16 protein-coding genes are annotated in these 16,798 nt (G+C 61.4%); 7 read left to right on the plus strand and 9 right to left on the minus strand.

The window, feature by feature from the left end:
* Window positions 1-35 precede the first annotated feature (35 nt).
* Both K6N12_RS15880 and K6N12_RS15885 read left to right on the plus strand, forming a co-directional pair.
* Entirely contained in the window at window positions 36-1,109 is a 1,074-nt protein-coding gene (locus K6N12_RS15880; protein WP_097626257.1) for a tartrate dehydrogenase, read from the plus strand.
* A gap of 198 nt (window positions 1,110-1,307) precedes the next feature.
* A complete protein-coding gene (locus K6N12_RS15885; RefSeq protein ID WP_003577877.1) occupies window positions 1,308-1,784 on the plus strand; it encodes an Lrp/AsnC family transcriptional regulator in 477 nt (158 codons plus the stop codon).
* A gap of 95 nt (window positions 1,785-1,879) precedes the next feature.
* On the opposite strand, the gene K6N12_RS15890 is transcribed toward K6N12_RS15885, so the two are convergent.
* Together K6N12_RS15890 and K6N12_RS15895 are read right to left on the minus strand one after the other, a co-directional pair.
* Window positions 1,880-3,256, minus strand: coding sequence for an aspartate aminotransferase family protein (locus tag K6N12_RS15890; RefSeq protein WP_097626256.1), 1,377 nt, complete (start codon window positions 3,254-3,256; stop codon window positions 1,880-1,882).
* Window positions 3,257-3,269: 13 nt separating this feature from the next.
* Window positions 3,270-4,106, minus strand: coding sequence for a GNAT family N-acetyltransferase (locus K6N12_RS15895; RefSeq protein WP_183855884.1), 837 nt, complete (start codon window positions 4,104-4,106; stop codon window positions 3,270-3,272).
* Window positions 4,107-4,515: 409 nt separating this feature from the next.
* Here K6N12_RS15895 and K6N12_RS15900 point away from each other — a divergent pair, with 409 nt between their 5' ends.
* Window positions 4,516-5,184: a haloacid dehalogenase type II gene (locus tag K6N12_RS15900; protein WP_183855882.1), complete on the plus strand. Its 669-nt coding sequence runs from the start codon at window positions 4,516-4,518 to the stop codon at window positions 5,182-5,184.
* 180 nt (window positions 5,185-5,364) lie between these two features.
* Here K6N12_RS15900 and K6N12_RS15905 read toward each other — a convergent pair whose 3' ends face one another.
* The 3 genes from K6N12_RS15905 to K6N12_RS15915 form a co-directional block, all read right to left on the minus strand.
* Complete coding sequence (locus K6N12_RS15905) at window positions 5,365-6,822, minus strand: NAD-dependent succinate-semialdehyde dehydrogenase (protein ID WP_222134930.1); 1,458 nt, start codon at window positions 6,820-6,822, stop codon at window positions 5,365-5,367.
* 379 nt (window positions 6,823-7,201) lie between these two features.
* Complete coding sequence (locus tag K6N12_RS15910) at window positions 7,202-8,656, minus strand: aldehyde dehydrogenase family protein (protein ID WP_183780197.1); 1,455 nt, start codon at window positions 8,654-8,656, stop codon at window positions 7,202-7,204.
* A gap of 107 nt (window positions 8,657-8,763) precedes the next feature.
* On the minus strand, window positions 8,764-10,041 hold the full coding sequence (locus K6N12_RS15915; protein WP_097626251.1) for an NAD(P)/FAD-dependent oxidoreductase: 1,278 nt from the start codon (window positions 10,039-10,041) through the stop codon (window positions 8,764-8,766).
* Between the two features lie 278 nt (window positions 10,042-10,319).
* Here K6N12_RS15915 and K6N12_RS15920 point away from each other — a divergent pair, with 278 nt between their 5' ends.
* Window positions 10,320-10,874: a cupin domain-containing protein gene (locus tag K6N12_RS15920; protein ID WP_245426835.1), complete on the plus strand. Its 555-nt coding sequence runs from the start codon at window positions 10,320-10,322 to the stop codon at window positions 10,872-10,874.
* On the plus strand, window positions 10,844-11,029 hold the full coding sequence (locus K6N12_RS34115; protein ID WP_245426833.1) for a cupin domain-containing protein: 186 nt from the start codon (window positions 10,844-10,846) through the stop codon (window positions 11,027-11,029). The genes K6N12_RS15920 and K6N12_RS34115 overlap by 31 nt, the downstream gene beginning before the upstream one ends.
* A gap of 106 nt (window positions 11,030-11,135) precedes the next feature.
* Here K6N12_RS34115 and K6N12_RS15925 read toward each other — a convergent pair whose 3' ends face one another.
* The 3 genes from K6N12_RS15925 to argE are packed head-to-tail and all read right to left on the minus strand — an operon-like array spanning window position 11,136 to window position 13,573.
* Window positions 11,136-11,492, minus strand: a complete 357-nt coding sequence (locus K6N12_RS15925; protein WP_097626250.1) for a cupin domain-containing protein — start codon at window positions 11,490-11,492, stop codon at window positions 11,136-11,138.
* Between the two features lie 14 nt (window positions 11,493-11,506).
* Window positions 11,507-12,430, minus strand: a complete 924-nt coding sequence (locus tag K6N12_RS15930; protein ID WP_097626249.1) for a 2-hydroxyacid dehydrogenase — start codon at window positions 12,428-12,430, stop codon at window positions 11,507-11,509.
* A gap of 15 nt (window positions 12,431-12,445) precedes the next feature.
* A complete protein-coding gene (gene argE / locus K6N12_RS15935) occupies window positions 12,446-13,573 on the minus strand; it encodes an acetylornithine deacetylase (protein ID WP_222134931.1) in 1,128 nt (375 codons plus the stop codon).
* A 239-nt stretch (window positions 13,574-13,812) separates the two neighbouring features.
* Between argE and K6N12_RS15940 the strand changes: the two genes are divergently transcribed.
* Together K6N12_RS15940 and K6N12_RS15945 are read left to right on the plus strand one after the other, a co-directional pair.
* A complete protein-coding gene (locus tag K6N12_RS15940) occupies window positions 13,813-14,688 on the plus strand; it encodes a GNAT family N-acetyltransferase (RefSeq protein WP_183780191.1) in 876 nt (291 codons plus the stop codon).
* A gap of 247 nt (window positions 14,689-14,935) precedes the next feature.
* Window positions 14,936-15,829 (plus strand): DMT family transporter, encoded by an 894-nt coding sequence (locus tag K6N12_RS15945; RefSeq protein ID WP_097626246.1) that lies wholly within the window; start codon window positions 14,936-14,938, stop codon window positions 15,827-15,829.
* Between the two features lie 25 nt (window positions 15,830-15,854).
* On the opposite strand, the gene K6N12_RS15950 is transcribed toward K6N12_RS15945, so the two are convergent.
* Entirely contained in the window at window positions 15,855-16,730 is an 876-nt protein-coding gene (locus K6N12_RS15950; protein WP_222134932.1) for a helix-turn-helix domain-containing protein, read from the minus strand.
* Window positions 16,731-16,798 lie beyond the last annotated feature (68 nt).

The raw sequence follows: 16,798 nt of genomic DNA on the forward strand, positions 1-16,798 counted from the left end.
TGGACTGGCGCGGAAGAGGTTGCCGGAGCAAATCAATGCGTGAATATTCTATCGCCGCTATTCCTGCGGACGGGATCGGGCCCGAAGTCATTGCCGCCGGGCGAACGGTGCTCGCAAGTCTGGAAAAACGTCTCGGCGATGTGAGATTTGCCATCGAACACTTCGACTGGGGCTCCGACTACTACAAAAGACATGGCGTAATGATGCCTTCCGACGGGCTTGAACGGCTGAAGAAATTCGACGCGATCTATTTCGGCGCCGTCGGCGCGCCGGATGTTCCCGATCATATCACCCTCTGGGGGCTCAGACTGCCGATCTGCCAGGGCTTTGATCAATATGCCAATGTGCGGCCGACCAAGATCCTTCCGGGCATTACTCCTCCGCTGTGCAACTGCGGCGTCGGCGATCTCGATTGGGTGATCGTCCGCGAGAATTCCGAAGGAGAATATTCCGGCCATGGCGGCCGCGCCCATCGCGGCATGCCAGAGGAAGTCGGAACAGAGGTTGCCATCTTCACCCGCGTCGGCGTCACCCGCATCATGCGTTACGCCTTTAAGCTGGCGCAGGCGCGGCCGCGCAAATTGCTGACGGTCGTGACGAAATCGAATGCCCAACGGCACGGCATGGTCATGTGGGACGAGATCGCCGCCGAGGTGGCCGCAGAATTCCCTGATGTCACCTGTGACAAGATGCTGGTCGACGCCATGACGGTGCGGATGACGCTGAAACCGCAGAGCCTCGACACGATCGTCGCGACCAACCTGCATGCCGACATCCTCTCCGACCTTGCCGGCGCGCTCGCCGGCAGCATCGGAGTCGCGCCCACCGCGAATATCGACCCGCAGCGCCGGTTTCCCTCGATGTTCGAACCGATCCATGGTTCGGCCTTCGACATTGCCGGCAAGGGCATCGCCAACCCCATCGCAACCATCTGGACCGCCGCGCAGATGCTCGACCATCTCGGCGAGCAGGAGGCTTCGGCCCGTCTCATGCGCGCCTTCGAAGCGGTGACAGGCGCGGGTATCCTCACCCCCGACGTCGGCGGTACTGCCACGACCAAAGAGGTTACCGATGCGGTTTGCGACGCGATCCATTCCTCCAATGTTTAGAACAGGGCTGCGTGAAGTCACGCACCATCGCCTCGCCGGCGGACAGCATAAAATGCTGTCGCAGGCCAGGACGTATACTATTCGTCCCGCCAGGAGCCCAAGAAACGCGATCGACTCGCGCTTTCGATGTGGTAGTGTTGGCAGAGTAGCGGCATAATATGCTGCGGCGCTGGCAGGTTCGACAGGCGGAGTGAAGCGATGAAACTCGACCGGATCGATATAAAAATTCTGCATGAGTTGCAGAAGAATGGCCGCGTCACCAATGTCGAGCTCGCCGAGCTCGTCAACCTGTCGCCGAGCCCCTGCCTGATGCGGGTGAAGAAGCTGCAGTCTGAAGGTTATATCGAGGGTTATTCCGCGCAGATCAACGTCGCCAAACTCGGCCAGACGCTGACGGTGTTCACGGAGATCACCCTGAAAAACCACCGGCAGATCGATTTCGCCCGGTTTTTGACAACGGTCGAGAAGATCGACCAGGTGATCGAATGCCATCTGGTCTCCGGCGGCTATGACTATCTCTTGAAATTCGTGACGGCCGGGATCGGCGAATACCAGACGATCATGGAGCGACTCTCCGATATGGAGATCGGCATCGACAAGTATTTCAGCTTCGTCGTCCTGAAATCGCCCATCGTCAAATCGCACATGCCGTTGACGAGCCTGTTTCCGCTTTAGTTCGATCGTCGGCCCGGCCGCGGCGGCAACAAGGTGGGAATGCGCGTGGCATCGCCCTTGTTATAGCATTGCTATGAAACCGCAGCGGGCCGCGGTCAGCCCTTCAGGGTCGCGCGGATATCGGGGTCGGTCAGGGTGTCATCAAGCGTTTTGTGCGTGCGCTCGATGATGGCGTCGATATCGGCGTCGGTGCAGCAGAGCGGCGGCGCATAACCCAGCACGCCGTTGGCGAAGGCACGGATGACCAGGCCGTTTTCCCAGGCGCGGTCGAAGACCCGGCGCGCCGGATCGGCGGTCGACGGCAACGGCGTCTTTTTTTCCTTGTCGACCACCAGTTCGATGGCGGCCAGCATGCCACGGCCGCGCACGTCGCCGACAAGCGGATGGTCCTTGAGGCTTTCAAGCCCTTGCATCAGCCGTGCACCGGCTTTCCGGCCGTTCTCCAGGAGGCCGGTTTCGTAAAGGTTCAGCACTTCGAGACCGACGGCTGCGCTGACGGGATGGGCCGAATAGGTATAACCGTGACCGACGGCTGCGCCTCCGGCGCCATCCGCGATGGCCTGGTAGACATGATCGGCCATGAAAACCGCGCCCATCGGCACATAGCCCGAGGTCAGACCCTTTGCGGTGGTGATGAAATCAGGAACGATCCCGTCGTCCTCGCATGCAAAGAGCGGGCCGGTGCGGCCGAAAGCGGTGATGACTTCGTCGGCGACAAAGAGGATTCCGAGTTCGCCGCAGAGCGCCCGCATCGCCTTCATCCAGCCCTTCGGCGGCACCAGTACACCGCCCGACCCCTGAATGGGTTCGGCATAAAACGCGGCGACGCGTTCGGGGCCGACCTCTTCAACCTTGCGGCGCAGTGCCGCGAGCGAGGCGTTGATGATCGCCTGCGAATCCTCACCTACCGGGTTGCGGTAGGCGTAGTGCGAGGGGATTTTATGCTGCCAGTCGAAGGGAATGCCGAAGCCGGCGTGGAACAGAGGAAGCGCCGTCAGTCCTGCCCCGACAGTCGATGAACCGTGATAGCCTTGCTCGATGGAGATGAACTGGTCGCGTTGCGGCTGGCCGCGGGCGATCCAGTAATAGCGGATGAACCGGATCGTGCTGTCGACGGCATCGGATCCGCCCAAGGTAAAGTAAACATGATTGAGATCGCCCGGCGCCCGTTCGGCCAATGCCGCGGCAAGCCGGATCGCCGGTTCCGAACCGAGACCGAAATAAGTGGTGGCATAGGGCAGTTCGCGCATCTGCCGCGCCGCCGCCTCGACGATCGATTCATGACCGTAACCGGCATTGACGCACCACAGGCCGGCAAAGCCGTCGACCAACTGCTTGCCCGAAGCATCGGTCACCGTCGCCCCTTTTGCCGAAGCGAGCACACGCACACCGAGCTTTTCATGGTTGCGGTAGGAGGCGACGGGGTGGACGAGATGGGCGCGGTCGAGTTCGACAAGGGAATTGCTGTACATAATGCTCTCCGGATCAGCCGAGTGCCTGGTTGGCGAGGGCGAAGATGGTGGCGACGGAATCGACGGCTGGGATCGATGGCTTCATCATGGCGATGCCGCCGCCGACATGGGCGAAGCCTTGTTCGGCCAGCCAGCCGGACAGGCCGGCGGCAGTCGTGGTATCGACCCTGAGGAACCCGCCGGGGCGCCGTGCGATGAAATGCGTGACGAGCGCCTTGGCGTCATCCACGTTGCCCGCAATGACGGGGCCGATGACCTCGCCCCGGCCGAAGCTGCGAAGGACCGCAAAACCGCTGACGCGTCCATTGCGGCGGCGTACCACGGCGAGTTCACCGACCTTGGCGAGATATGCGATCAGATCGGCGCGATCGGCGCCGAAGGCCTGTCGATCGAGTTCGGTGATTGCCGAGAAATCGGTCATCGCGGCGGCTGACGTTGCCGTCGGCGCGGCGCGTTCTGCTGCGATGCCTTGATGCTGCAGAATGCGGCCGGTCTGGCGGAAGCCGAGCTTCTCGTAGAGTGGAAGGCCATCGGCGGTCGCTACAAGCCGGAGCGGGCGATCGCCGGCAAGCTCCATTGCGGCATGCATTAGCTTGCGGCCAAGGCCGCGGCCGCGCATGGCTTGATCGACGATGACCATGTTGATCGTGGCGCAGTCTTGCTTGTAGGGGGTGACGAGCACGGTGCCCACCACCCGGTCGCCCTCGATGGCGACGACACCCTCGCTCAAGGCACGCGCCATTTCCCAGTCTTCAGGCCGATGGGGCCAGCCCGCCTGCCGCGACAGCGTGAGGGCGGCACCCAGGTGTTCGCTGCCGAACGCGGCAAAGTCGATCTGGCTTGTCTGCATGACACTTCCCTTATTCTCCTGAGTGGAAGTGTGAAGGAGTGCGGGTTGGCTAATCGTCTGAAGGCTGCGCCCTGAGCAGTATCTTATCGTTTTCCCTTTGTCGCCTGCCGCATCTTATGCTGGCATGTGGGCGCCACCGGGCGGATCGCGAGCAACATTCGCTGCACGTCGGCAAGCCGGGTGAGTGAGTGCGGCGAGCCGATCAAATCAACAAGCATCATAGAGGCCGACATAGCCATCCTCGCCGTCGTTCAGCCACCGCCAGCGAGCGGGGCACCTACTACCATCTGCCAAAGCCGCCTTTCGATACGCAATAATCTGCTTCGATCGCAGCTACATTCAGGCGAGCCGCGGGGTGGGCCGCGCCTATCATGACTACGCCCCGGTCCACGCTCCAAAGGATATGTTCATGACCCTCATGCGCCCGAAATACATCACCTTCGACTGCTACGGCACGCTGACCAATTTCCAGATGGCGGAGGCGGCCCGCGACCTTTACGGCAATCAGCTCGACGAGCCGCGCATGGCCGAGTTCGTCCGCAACTTCGCCGCCTATCGCCTCGATGAGGTTCTGGGCGACTGGAAGCCCTATGCCGAGGTCGTTCACAATTCGATCGAGCGCAGCTGCAAACGCAACGGCATCAAGTTCAGGGACGAAGACGCCCGGATGGTCTATGAGCGCGTGCCGACCTGGGGTCCGCATGCGGATGTGCCGGCTGGCCTCGCGAAGGTCGCCAAGGAGATCCCGCTGGTGATCCTGTCGAATGCGATGATTTCGCAGATCATGTCGAATGTCGAAAAGCTCGGCGCTCCGTTCCATGCGGTTTACACGGCCGAACAGGCGCAAGCCTACAAGCCGCGCCTGCAGGCCTTTGAATATATGTTCGATATGCTCGGCTGCGCGCCCGAAGATGTCGTGCACTGCTCCTCGTCATTCCGCTATGACCATATGTCGGCCAACGATATCGGCATCAAGAACAAGGTGTGGGTCAACCGCCGCCATGAACCCGCCAACCCGTTCTATGGCTATGTCGAAATCCCCGACATTTCCGGCCTGCCGGGCGTTTTCGGTCTCTGAACCGTACGAGGAAAAGCGCGGGCGTTTCCGCCCGCGCTTCTTTTGAAGTGATCGGCTGTGCTTGCGGACCGACTGAAGCCGAAGGGTTGCCAACCCTCGTGTGTTGCGGTGGTTGTAAAAAAAAATGGCGCACCCCGCGTGCGCCACATTGCTGGTTCTCGTCCCGTAATCGCTTCCGGCTCAGCTCAGTCCGCCGATATGGAAGCTCTTCATCTCGAGATATTCTTCGATGCCCGCCTGCGCGCCCTCGCGCCCGAGGCCGGATTGCTTGACGCCGCCGAACGGGGCGACTTCGGTTGAGATCGCGCCGGTGTTGAGCCCGATCATGCCGAACTCGAGCGCTTCGCCGACACGCCAGGAGCGCTTGAGGTTTACGGTGTAGAAATAGGCAGCCAGGCCGAAGGGCGTGCCGTTGGCGATTGCGATCGCCTCGTCTTCCGTCTCGAAGCGGAAGAGCGGAGCAACCGGGCCGAAGGTTTCTTCGCTGGCAAGCAGCATGTCGGTCGTCGCCCCGGTCAGCACCATCGGCGCGGCGTATTGCGAGCCCTCCGCCACGGAGCTTCCCTGTGCGGCGATCTTGGCGCCTTTGGAGAGAGCGTCTTCGACATGGCGGGTGATCTTGTCGATCGCCGCTGCATTGATCATCGGGCCGATAACGTTGCCGGGTTCCGTGCCGGGGCCGACCTTCATGGCGTTGACGCGAGCGCCGAGTTTTTCGGCGAAGGCATCATAGACACCGGCCTGCACCAGGATGCGGTTGGCGCAGACGCAGGTCTGGCCGCCGTTGCGGAACTTGGACAGGATTGCGCCCTCGACAGCGAGATCGAGATCGGCGTCGTCGAAAACGATGAACGGCGCGTTGCCGCCGAGTTCGAGGGAGAGCCGCTTGACGCTGTCGGCAGCGCCGCGCATCAGAAGCGAGCCGATCCGGGTCGAACCGGTGAAGGAGATCTTGCGCACCGTCGCGTTTGCCATGAACTCGTTGCCGATCTCCGTCGGCATGCCGGTGACGATATTGATCACACCTGCCGGAATGCCGGCGCGCTCGGCAAGGACACCCATGGCGAGCGCCGAATAGGGGGTGAATTCCGAAGGCTTGACGACAACCGTACAGCCGGCCGCCAGGGCGGGCGCCACCTTTCGGGTGATCATGGCGATCGGGAAATTCCAGGGTGTCACGATGGCGCAGACGCCGACCGCTTCCTTGAGCACGACGATGCGGCGATCCGGCGTCGGCGAGGGAATGGTATGGCCGCCGATGCGGCGAGCTTCTTCGGCAAACCATTTGACGAAGGAAGCACCGTAACGGATTTCGGCACGCGATTCATCGAGAGGCTTGCCCTGTTCAAGAGTGATGAGCAGCGCCAGATCCTCGAGATTTTCGATCATCAGGGCATACCAGCGCTCGAGCAGAACGGCGCGTTCGGCATTCGTTTTCTTCTTCCACGAGCTGAAGGCGGCATTAGCTGCGTCGATCGCCGCCCGGGTCTCGGCTGTGCCCATGTCGGGAACGGTGCCGAGATTGTCCTGAGTGGCGGGATTGACGACGTTTACCGTCTTGCCCGACGCCGCACGCGACCAGATCCCGTCGATCAGTCCGGCCTGCTGGAAAAGGTCGTTGTCGTTCAAATCGAGCATATCGTTTCCTCTCTGACCATTGGTCGCTGGCTGCAAAAGCCAGCGTCTGGAATGAATTCCGTCTTGGTCGTTATCGCCGGCCTCGACGTGTTCCCGACCAAAGCCTACCGAAACTGAACAAGCAGCATGCATCGACAGTGGGTGCCGGGGCGGTGGAAAATAATGTTTTGAGTGATGAGACAGTCATCTTCGGCTGATGAAGGGGACGCGTTTTTTCCTCCTGGGCGGTGCGCTTCCGACGGATACCAACACCCCCTCACGCCTTTCGGCGTCATGCTAAAGCGCGTCGCGATCTTTCAGCTTCGCTCCACGCGCTTTAGGTCTTTGTTTTTACGCATGTCGTTATCACAAAGCGCTGCACACTTTTGCGCGACTTGCTTTAGAAGTAGCCAAGGATGGATTTGACCTCGAGGTATTCCAGCATGCCCTCAATGCCGAATTCGCGTCCGTTTCCAGATTGCTTAAAGCCGCCAAAAGGCGCGTGTGGATCCCAGGCTGGATAGTTGAGATGCACTTGACCGCAGCGGATCCGTGACGCGACGTCCCTGACGACGTCTGTATTTTTACCCTGCACATGTGCACCCAGACCGTAGACGGTATGGTTGGCGATGGTGATGGCTTCCTCCACCGTGTCGTAAGGAATGAGGCAGAGAACCGGGCCGAAGATTTCCTCCTGGGCGATACGCATATCCGTGCGCACGTCCGAGAAAATTGTCGGTTTGACGTAGAAGCCGGCATTCAGACCGGCGGGACGACCCTCGCCGCCGGTGACGAGCGTCGCGCCTTCCGCAATTCCGACGCCGATCATGGTTTGGATCCGATCGAACTGGGCCCGGTTGGCGATCGCGCCATGGGTGCTGGCTTCTGAAAGGGGATCACCGACAACGATCTCATCTGCGGTTCTTTTGGCGATGGACTCGCTGTTGGAGAGCATCGCGCGCGGCACGATCATACGCGTCGGCGCGCTGCATGATTGGCCGAGATTGCGGAAGGCAGCCGCTACGCCCATGGCAACGGCGCGGTCAAGATCGGCGTCCGGCAGGATCACGTTCGGCGACTTGCCGCCAAGCTCCTGCGCGACGCGCTTGACGGTCGGCGCGGCTGCCTGGGCCACAGCGATACCGGCACGGGTAGAGCCGGTAATCGAAATCATGTCGACATCCGGATGGGACGCGAGAGCCGAACCGACGCAGGAGCCGTCACCATTGACGAGGTTGAAGACGCCGTTGGGGAAGCCGGCTTCCTCAATCGTTTCTGCAAACAGCAGCGCGCCGAGAGGCGAAAGCTCGCTGGGCTTCAGCACGACCGTGCAGCCTGCGGCGAGTGCCGGCGAAACCTTGGCGGTGATCTGGTAGAGCGGCCAGTTCCAGGGCGTAATCAGTGCGCAGACTCCGATCGGTTCCTGGGCGACGGCGGTGTGGCCGCGCTGCTTGACGAAGGGGAAGGCTTCCAGGAGATCGCGGGCGACCTTCACATGGGCGATCGCCAGCGGCACCTGAGCGCTGCGCGCATATCCGATCGCCGCGCCCATTTCGAGACTCAGGCACTGCGCGAACAGTTCGCTGCGCGCTTCGAGCAGCGTCCGCAGGCGATCGAGCAGACCCGCGCGGTATTCCGGCCTGGTCCGGCTCCAGGTCGCGAAGGCCCGCCGGGCGGCGGAAACCGCCGCGTCGACATCCTCGCCGTTGCCGAGCGCAAACTGGGTCACCGTCTCTTCCGTGGCAGGATTGACTACGACGCCCTTGGCGCTGCCTTTGGGTTCGAGCCATTGACCGTCGATGAAGAACTTGCCCAGACGACCGTTGCGGGACAGATGTTCGAGAGGTGTGATCATTGCAAAGTCCTTATGCGGCAACAGGCACGGAGGATCGGCAGGGAATCAGGGGTGGCCGTCCTGCGTTAGGCCATCGGTGCCCGCGCGGGGCGCGGCGCCAGGATCGGTCAGGGCAGCAGGTCCTTCATGCGGTAATAGGTGCCGACGATGGGCAGAAACCACGGGTTTCCGGTATGCATCGGGACGGCGGGCCACGCGAAGCCGTCGAGCGGATTGGCGTCCTTGCGCCCCATCGCCATATTGGCCAGCGCGCTGCCCATGAAGGTCGATAGCTGGGCGCCGTGGCCGGAATAGCCCATGCTGTAAATCACACCCTCGGCGCTGCCTGCGCGGGGATAACGATCCTGCGTGCAGCCGACGAGGCCGCCCCAGCAATAGTCGATCTCGACGTCTGCAAGCTGCGGAAACATGCCGAGCATCTGCTGGCGCAGAAGCTGCCCGGAGCTGACGTCGGTTTTCTGGTTCGATACCGCCGAAAATCTCGCCCGCCCCCCAAACAGCATGCGGTTGTCTGGCGTCAGGCGGAAGTAGTTGGCGATGTTGAGGGAGTTGGTGAAGTTGCGGTTGCCCGGAACTGTCGCCGCGACCTCCTGCGGGGTGAGCGGGCGTGTCGCAATGATGAAGGAAGCGATCGGCATCAGCCTCCGGCGGAAATAGTTAAAGACGCTTGGCGTATAGGCATCGGTCGCCAGGATGACCTGGCGGGCGGTCAGCGAGCCGGTCGGCGTGGTTAGCCGCCATCCATTCGGGACGGGCTCGCGGGCGGTCACCGGGTTGTGTTCCCAGATCGCCGCGCCATGGCGGTGGGCCGCCTGCGCCACGCCGTTGGCGTAGCGCCCCATGTGCATCATGGCGGATTTCGGATAGAGGATCCCGCCATGGAAGGCATCCGATACCACCTCGTTGCGGAGGTCCTCGCGCGTCAGCCATTCGGCTGACGGGTCGACCTCGCGGCGGATTTCTTCGGCCATTGCCTGCAGCTTGCCGACATGAGAGGGCTTCGAGGCAAGCTTGAGCTTGCCGCCCCTGCGGAAGTCGCAGGCGATCTTTTCCTCCTCGACGATGCGTTCGATCATGTCGATCGAGTCGTCATAGGCCCGCCACAAGCGGCGCGCCCGGTCTTCCCCGAGATGCTGCCTGGCGGCGCCGAAGCTTGCGAAATGGCCGCTGTTGAGGTGCCCGCCATTGCGGCCGGACGCACCATAGCCAACGTGTTCGGCTTCCAGCAGAGCGACCTTCACACCGGATTGCGCCAACGTGCGCGCGGCGTTGAGCCCGGTGAAACCGGCGCCGATCACCGCAACGTCGAAATCTCCCGAGACGGGGTCGGCGATGCCTGCGGCGAATGGGATCGAGGTATCATGCCAGTAGGACGCAAATTTCATTGGCGCATGCCTTTATGCTCGTCTGATCCAATGCAGGAAGTATAGGCCTGCTTGCGCTGGAGAGGTGCGGCGCAGGCGGCTTTGTTTCGCAACAATTGCCTGTGTTGGGGGCAGCAAACCAAAGGATATTCTGTTTAAGCGCCAACTCCGCAGCGCGCCCCTTGAAGCCACCGATTAGGATCTATGCAGAATTCGAGCCAGTGCCTGGCAGATTAGCCCTCGGCCCATAGGCAACAGCATCAGCCTATGAATATCTCACCAAAAATGGGAGTGACGTCATGACCGGTAAAACCATTCTCCTCTTCGAGGCGAAAAGCGGATCCGCCCCTGAAGGCAAACGAAAAGCCTTGGGACCAGACGACATATTCGCGGTCGGCCGCGATATCGTCTGGAGCGCCTCGGGCGGCGTTTTCGCCGGATCGGTCCATTGGAATGGAAAAGCCTCGATCGCCGGCTTTCCCCACACGGAATGCCTGGTCGTCGTGGCAGGCCGTCTTGTCCTGCATTCGGGCGGCTCGACGTTTCATCTCACGTCCGGCGACAGCGTGGTCATCGGCCAGGGCGAGGACATTACGGCGGAAGCGGAAAACGGCACGCAGTGGATCTTCTGCGCAACGACCGCGGCGACATCAAGCGCGCAGGGCGTCGTGGCGATCGACAGGGATGTGGCGCTTGCCCCTCCCCGCCGCCTCCGGCGCAGTTCGTGGAAGGGGACACGCCTCAGTGCCGTCTCTTCAGGGCATTTTCCGACGAAGAGGCCGGCTTTCGGGCTGGTGTCTGGGCGACGACGCCGCACATCCGGATGTCGCGCTCTCATCCCGTCCATGAATTGATGTACATCCTGGAGGGGCAGGCTGATGTGACCGATGGCGACGGGACGCAAACATCGGTTGGCCCGGGAGACGCGATCTTCGTCGGCCGGGGGACGGTGAACCGTCTTTCAATTCAGGGCAACCTCAAGAAGATCTTTGCTATCGCCGAAGGCTAATGCGTGCGCGCTTTAGAGAGTTGGCGGTTCAGCCGCCTCGTGTTTTCAGCACGTGATTGCCGGATATAAGCGGCGTGCCGTTCTTCGGGCGCGCGCCGGCGGCTTCTCAGTCGTAAACGCAGACGTAGATCTTGCGCACGGTTTCGATGGTGCGCCAGACGCCGACAAAGCCAGGCTTCATCACGAAACTGTCGCCGGCGCGATACATCTTTGTCTCGCCGTCTTTTTCGTCGATCTCAATGACACCGGAAATGATGTGGCAGAATTCGTAGACCGTGCCCTTGATGGAATGGTGCTCGCCGGGGGTTGCTTCCCAGATGCCGGTGAGCACTTTTTCGCCTTTTGAGGCATCCTGTGCCCAGGTCTTGTAGGCCGGATTTCCTGAAATCAGCCGTTCCGCATCCGGTACGGCCTGCTTTGGAGTAAAGTTCGGATTTGTGTCGATGGTCTGCAGAAGCGACATGTCATTTTCCTCGTTTAATAACCACGTGTCCGATCGACCAGGCCGATCAGGGTTTCGCCGGCGCGGTGGCGCCGGATATTTTCGATGACCGAATGCGCCGCCGTTTCCGGCTGGGTGACGGAGGCGATGTGCGGCGTGATCGCCACTTTTGGATGGTGCCAGAGCGGATGGTCTGCCGGCAGCGGCTCGGGATCGGTGACGTCGAGCATTGCGGCGGCCAAGCGGCCGCTATCGAGCGCCTCGATCAGCGCCGTCTGGTCGAGCTGCGGTCCGCGGCCCACATGCAGCAGCCTGGCACCGGCCGGCAGCTGGGAGAAGAGCTCGGCATTGAGAATGCCGCGCGTCTCATCGGTCAGCGGCAGCAGGCAGACCAGAATGTCCGTCTCGGCCAGAAAATCGGCAAGTCCATCCGGGCCATGATGGCAGGTGACACCATCGATTTGCTTTTTGCTGCGGCTCCATCCGGCGAGCGGAAATTGGAACGGCTTCAAGCGCTCGATCGCCGCCTGCGCCAAAATGCCGAGGCCGAGGAAACCTATTCTGCGCGCGGTGGCCTGCGGGGCGGCCAGCGTCTGCCACGCAGACTGTTTCTGCAGGTCCCGGTAAGCGAGCATCTCCCGGTGGAGCGTCAGGACCCCAAGAGTGACGTATTCCTGCATCATCCGGATAATGCCATCCTCGACCATACGGACGAGCGCCACATGGTCCGGCAGGCTGTCCTGTTTGAGCTGATCGACGCCGGCGCCGATACAAAACAGCACTTCCAAATTGCGGTAACGCGCGATGTCGCCGGGGACCGTCCAGGTCAGGAGATAGCGCACCTTGTCCGGATCTACCGGTTGGCCCTGTCCGACGAATTCCAGATCCGGAAGCTCGCGGGCAAAAGCTTCCTTGAAAATCGCGCCGCGTGTGGCATCGGAGTTGAAGAGAAACGCCATGGAAATCGCCTTCTTTCAGCCTTCGGCAAGGGAGGCGCCGAGTTTCTCGATCATCGTCTGGCATGCGGCGAGCTCGCCGATCTCGATATACTCGTCGGGCCGGTGCGCACGGGCGATATCCCCCGGTCCGCAAATGATCGAATCGATGCCGGCTTGCTGATAGAGCCCGGCTTCCGTGCCGTAGCTGACCGCGGCCAGCGGCTTCTGCGCCGTCAATTCCGTCAGCAGCGCTGCGAGTTCGCTGCCTTCGGGGAGCGCAAGACCTGGGTAGGCGCTCAACTCATGCCAGCCGACCTCGAATCCCTGGTCTCTGAGGGCCGTGAGCCTGGCTTTTACCGGCTCGAGCAGCGATGACGGCGAGATACCCGGCACGGCGCGAACCTCGATATCGGCGGTGCAGCGATCCGGTATGATGTTGACCGACTGGCCGCCGGCAATGACACCGACCTGCAATGACGAGTAGGGTGGCGCGAAATCGTGGTGGAAAGGGCCGCTCGTCAGGGACCTGCCGTATTCGGCGACCTCTGTGATGAGATTGGCCATGGCATGAATGGCGTTTAATCCGAGATCAGGACGAGAGGAATGACCTGATCGCCCGATCACCTCCAGCCGGACCGCTGCCTTGCCCTTATGCCCCCGCACCGCCTGCATCCGGCTCGGTTCGCCGATGATTGCACCCAGCGGGGCGTTGCACAGCTTCGGCAGCGCCGCGATCAGATGCGGCACCCCGCGGCTGCCTGCCTCCTCGTCATAGGAGAAGGCAAAGTGGATTGGCCGCTGCAAATTCATGGCGGCAAGCTTCGGCAATGCGGCCAGTGCGCAGGCGAGAAAACCTTTCATATCGGTGGCGCCGCGTCCGTAAAGCCTGTCTCCCGCCGCGCGCAGCACGAAAGGATCCGAACTCCATTCCCGTTCACCGGCCGGCACGACATCCATGTGTCCGGACAGAATGTAACCTCGGCCTTCGCGTGGTCCGACGGTCGCGAAAAGGTTGTATCGGTCACCTTCCGGGCCGGGGTGGACCGTCACCTCGGCTCCCGCCTTCCGACAATAGCCGGCTATCCAGTCGGCAATCGCGCCGTTCGTCGTTCCGACGACGGAAGGGAACGCGATCAGCCTCGCAAGAATATCTATGACGTCCATGGGTGACCAAGTTGCCTTTGGAGTGGTCGAGATGCTAACTAGCCTAAGCAAAGGCAGGAGTTTTGCCTGCTGAGTGGGGCCTCGGTTCAGCTGAAGATTTCGAATTGTTGCGGCGAACAAGCCAATCCTGCCGGCCTTGGTGTGCGATATTGTGACTCGGTTGCAATCGGCGCAGGATCAAAGACGCTGTTCACTTCCAGTGGAGTCTGGTGATCTGGCGAACGGAACGGATACCCGAAATGCAAAAATCAGTGCGGCTGAAATCGTTCGAATTGATTGCGCAGGATATCAACAGTGTCGATGTCAGCCTGCTTCACGCATTGTCGATCGGCGTCGGCTGGCCGCACCGGCCGAAGGACTGGGATATCCTGCGGCGTGCGGGCCGCGGCATCGTTGCCGTCGATGGGATCGGACGCGTGTTCGGAAGCGCGATGTGGTTTCCGCATGGGGACGATTTCGCCACGATCGGGCTGGTGATCACATCGCCGCGCACGCAGGCGCAAGGGACCGGCCGATGGCTCATGGAGCAGGTGTTCGAGCAGTGCGGCGACCGCGATCTGAGCCTGAATTCAACCCATGCGGCTTACAGACTCTATGTTTCGCTCGGCTTCACCAAGGAAGCGATTGTCTATCAATACCAGGGAGATGTCGCGCCCAAGCTCCCTCCCCTGCCGGAGCTGAACGGGCAATTGAGCGAATTGTCAAATGACAATGTCGAGGAGATCAACGCTCTCGATACGCGCGCTTTCGGCACCGATCGCGGCAAATTGCTGGCTTTACTTGCCGAAGGTGCTTCCGTTTGCACACTCCGGCGGGGTGACGAAATCGTCGGCTATTCCATGTGCCGCGAGTTCGGACGCGGCCATGTGGTCGGCCCGATCGTGGCAAGCAATGATCAGGACGCGATCCATCTTACCGCCGTGCATCTCAAGGATCTGGCTGGCCGCTTCGCGCGCGTCGATACGCGGGAAAAAGGCCTCTTCGCCGAGTTCCTTCAACAAAGCCGGCTGGCCGTCTCGGAAACCGTGACGACCATGTCCAAGGGGCGGCGTTTCCTGAACAGGAAGAATGGGGAGCCGGCGGTTTACGGCCTGGCCGGCCATGCCGTCAGCTAGAGAATGACACTGACAAATGTTGCTCGATGTCCTGTCGATGACGGTGGCTGAGAAGCCGTCCGTGGCGTCGCATCGAACAGCCCTCGACAGTTGCTCTTCAATCACGTTTAAACGCTTCGCGCCCGGATTCCAAAGCGCGTCGCATCAAACTTGATCCATGCGCCGCGCTTTGGTCCTTTGTTTTATGCATGTCGTTACCCGGAACCGCTGCACATTCCGGACGACATGCATTGAGGATCGAAGCAAGATGCCAATTCATGAACTTGCCGCGCTCGGAGCGGCAACGTGCTGGGCCTTTACGGGTTTGATCGCGGCGGGTCCATCCGGCCATCTCGGCGCGCCGGCCTTCAACAGGGTCCGCCAGGTTTTCGTCACCGGTCTTTTGGCGCTTTATGTGATTTTTACCGGATCCTGGCGCCAACTGGACGAGGCAAGCGTCGGTCCGCTGCTCTTGTCCGGACTGATCGGCATCTTCATCGGCGATACGCTGCTCTTTGCCGCCCTGAACCGGCTTGGCCCGCGTCGTGCCGGCATCCTGTTCGCCCTCAACGCTCCGATTGCCTCACTGCTCGGCTGGCTGGTGCTGGGGGAGGTTCTATCGTTTTCCGCGGTGGTGGGGATTGCTTTGACGGCCGCAGGCGTTTTTCTCGCCATCGTGTTCGGCAAGAGCCGATCGCAGATCCATCAATGGGAGAGGATCAAGGGGCCACTGTGGATCGGCGTCCTGCTTGGGCTTGGCGCCGCAACCGGCCAGGCGGTCGGTTCCATCATCGCGCGACCGGTCATGGTCAGCGGTATCGATCCATTCGTCGCGTCCCTGCTGCGTGTCGCCATGGCGGCCCTTTGCCTCAGCATCCTGATCCAGTTGCCTGTCCAGTCGGTCAAGCCGAAGGGACCGCTCACCTTCAAGGTCGCGGCATTGACCGCCCTGACCGGGATCATCGCCCTCGGCATGGGCATGACACTCCTGCTCTTTGCGCTGGCTGGCGGCAAGGTCGGTATCGTTTCGACACTGTCGGCAACATCGCCCGCGATTATTCTACCGCTGTTGTGGCTGAAAACCGGCGAACGCCCGGCCGGCGGCGCCTGGGCCGGCGCCGCTCTTGTTGTCGTCGGGATGGCTTTGATCTTTCTTCGATGACCGATAGCGACAGTTCCGTCGCTCGTCACGATGCCGCCTGCAAATGCCGCCGGCGCCAGGCGGCCGGCGCCTCGCCGGTGCGTTTGCGGAAGAAGCGAGAGAAATAGGCGGGATCGTCGAAACCGATCTCGCCGGCAATATCTTCCACCGAGCGGACGGTGAACATCAGCAGGCGTTTGGCTTCCAACAGGCGCCGCTCCAGCAGCAATTCCTTGACGGATAATCTGAAGACTTCGCGGGCGGCCTTGTCGAGCAGATGCGGCGTGGTCGCAAGCAGATCGACATAGGCTCTCACCGGCCAATCCTTTCTGTAGTGAAGATCGACGAGACGGCGCAGCGCGAGGCCGAGTGAGACAGTCGCCGAGGTCGACGGCAGGGCGACCCGGCCGCCGATGCGGCCCATCAGCGACAGCACGACCGAAATCAGGCCGCAAAGCACCTGTTCGCCGTACGCACCTCGATCGCGATAATCCTCGGAGACCATGTCGAGCAGTGTTGCGAGCTTGGTCCATACCGGATCTGCAGACTGGCCGGTCAGGAAGGTCGGCACGTCGAGATTGAGCGCGATCTGCGGCACGATCGCCTTCAGCATGTCGTCCGAGACCGATACGACGATCGCGTCGGACTGTTCGTCGACATCGAAACCATGCACCACGTTGCTCGGCACGAAGCTCACGGCGGGAGCGGAAAAATTCCAAGTTTCGTCTTCAATCCGATAGGTTCCGCCCCCTTGAAACCAATAGGTGATCTGTCCCATCAGCGGATGTTTGTGCGGTGAGACATGGCCGAAATGCAGGTTTTTTCGCTCCATCACCGTTTCGACGTGCAGGAATCCCACATCGAGCGAGCGGCTCGGCTCGCCATAGACGAAAAAATTCGGAACATCGTTTCGTGTCGCCATAGCGGAAAAAGTACCAGCGAATTCCCTTCTTTGTCCATGGTGTGCCCGCCGCTCCCGTTTTAGCTTCT

Source organism: Rhizobium redzepovicii (assembly GCF_019793435.1).
GTDB lineage: Bacteria > Pseudomonadota > Alphaproteobacteria > Rhizobiales > Rhizobiaceae > Rhizobium > Rhizobium redzepovicii.